We start from the raw sequence: 2,220 nt of genomic DNA on the forward strand, positions 1-2,220 counted from the left end.
GTCGTCGGCTTCATCGCGGGCGTGACGGCGCCTCCGGGCAAGCGCATGGGCCACGCAGGCGCGCTGATCTCGGGCGGTGCGGACACGGCTGACGCGAAGCTCGAAATCATGGACGCGTGCGGCATCAAAGTCACGAAGAACCCGTCGGAGATGGGCCGTCTGCTGAAATCCGTAATCTAACGCAGCTGTCTTCTAGCGCCAAAAACAACGAAAGCAAAGGAGATCTCTCCCCTTCGCTTTCTGACCACTGCGGCTGATGCTGCTACAAGTTAGAAATCGACGTGCTTCGTCTCAGGTCCCATCAGAGCACCTATGCATGCAATCACCCCTCCGATGCAGAGCAAAACTACGGGCGTCTGCTGACTAGGTACGAAAGCCCGGAGCCAGTTCATATAAAACGCGTAAAACGACGGTACGATCACCGACAAGCTGTATCCCACACCGAAGCCTGTCGCTCGTACCCCGGTTGCGAAGCGCTCGTTGATGTAGGTAACGATGACCGCCCATGCTGAACTTACGGTGATCGCAAGTGCGCACACGATTAATGCAATGACCGGCAGCGGCATTCCTCGCGCGCCAATAAGGACATGCAGCAGGCCCGCGCCCACCGTAGCCGTGGCTGCACCAACGATGAACAACATCGGACGCCGGCCGATTTTTTGACCCAGAACACCCGCGCCGAGATAGCTGAGGCAAAGCACTGTGTAAGAGACCATAAGGGTGATGGTCATCTGGAACGGCGTGAGGTGCAGCGTCTTTAGAAGGATGCCCGTCGGCACGAAAAGGCCAACGACGTTCTGCGTAAGCCAGAAGCCTGTCATCATCAACAGAACTTGCACGAGGTTGCGACGCGTGTCGCCGGTCACGAGGCGGCTGGCCGCAGTGTTTTGCGGGGCGGCCGACGACTTACCTTTCCAGACATTAGACTCCGCGACCTTTCGGACATAATACACGGCGAGCAGCCCGGCCATGCCCGCGCCCAGCACAAACGGGATTCGCCAACCCCAGCTCGCATAGTCAGATCCGGGACCCGTGGTCGGGAAGATCGCGAACATGATCATCGCGATAACGTTGATCGCGACGTATGCGGCCGGAAACCCCGCCAGGATTAAACCACCGACGAGCCCCCGTTGCTCCTTCTTGGAATACTCGATGGCAAGCGGCAGCGCACCGGTGTAACCGCCGCCGAGGAAGATACCGTCGACGAAGCGCAGCAGCACGAGCAACCAGTAAGATGCAATTCCGATGGATTCATAGCCTGGAATCAACGCGATAGCTAGGGTAGCGACGGCGAATCCGCTCACCGACGCGATGGACGCCACGCGCCTCCCCACGCGGTCGGCGATGCGCCCGAACAGCAGAGCGCCAAGCGGGCGGCCGAGCAGAGTCGTGATGAACACAAGCGACTCAAGAACCGCTTGGTGCGAACCGGATACGTTGGCCGGCAGGAAATACGCCTGCATCGGCGCCAAGATGATGACCGGCAAATATATGTCGAACATATCGATGAATTCAGAAAACACTGCGCCCTTAATGGCGCTCTTGCGTTTCTCGTTAATCGATCGCTCATTAATAGCCTCTTCGCTATCTTGAAAGGAAATTCCGTCCATCAGTGTCTCCATGCAAAATTTCTTCTCACCCGATCAAGGGAGTCGAGCGAGAGCAAGCGAAGGTCGCATGCGACCTCGCCCGCCTGTAGATGTGTAGTGTGAGAGGGCCGCTTAGCTCTTTGTTCAGACTGTCTTTTGGCTAGAAGTCATCCCTCGACTGCCTAATGCGACTTCTATGCCAGATCGAGGCTCGGATTCGCCAGTTTTTCTCTCCCCCGCACGGCTAGCGCGTCTCAGGTCGATCGTGCGACTGCTCATAGTTGCCCGCGTGCCCGATGACGCCTTGATTGTCTTTTGTAAGTACACTTTAGGCGAGCGTTGTATTCGAACCGGACATGTCTCGTGCGGACCGAAAGGCATTGCGCCGCGGTCCGCCATTCGATGCCTAATCTACTGCCTTCATCATCTCCTCCACGACCTTCTTCGCGTCGCCGAACACCATCATCGTCTTGTCCATATAGAACAGTTCGTTGTCGAGACCGGCGTAACCCGCCGCCATCGACCGCTTGTTCACGATGATCGTCCGCGCCTTGTACGCTTCGAGAATCGGCATGCCCGCGATCGGCGATTTCGGATCGGTCTTCGCGGCCGGGTTCACCACGTCGTTCGC

2 protein-coding genes and 1 pseudogene are annotated in these 2,220 nt (G+C 57.7%); 1 reads left to right on the plus strand and 2 read right to left on the minus strand.

Annotated elements, in window-relative coordinates:
* Positions 1 to 180: pseudogene (locus AWB78_RS42205) on the plus strand (succinate--CoA ligase subunit alpha); the annotation flags it as partial.
* 89 nt (positions 181 to 269) lie between these two features.
* Here AWB78_RS42205 and AWB78_RS42210 read toward each other — a convergent pair.
* Complete coding sequence (locus AWB78_RS42210) at positions 270 to 1,610, minus strand: MFS transporter (protein ID WP_232478133.1); 1,341 nt, start codon at positions 1,608 to 1,610, stop codon at positions 270 to 272.
* 385 nt (positions 1,611 to 1,995) lie between these two features.
* A partial coding sequence (locus AWB78_RS42215) for an NAD(P)(+) transhydrogenase (Re/Si-specific) subunit beta (RefSeq protein WP_074173736.1) occupies positions 1,996 to 2,220 on the minus strand: 225 nt, incomplete at its 5' end.

The sequence above is a fragment of the Caballeronia calidae genome (assembly GCF_900044055.2).
Lineage (GTDB): Bacteria > Pseudomonadota > Gammaproteobacteria > Burkholderiales > Burkholderiaceae > Caballeronia > Caballeronia calidae.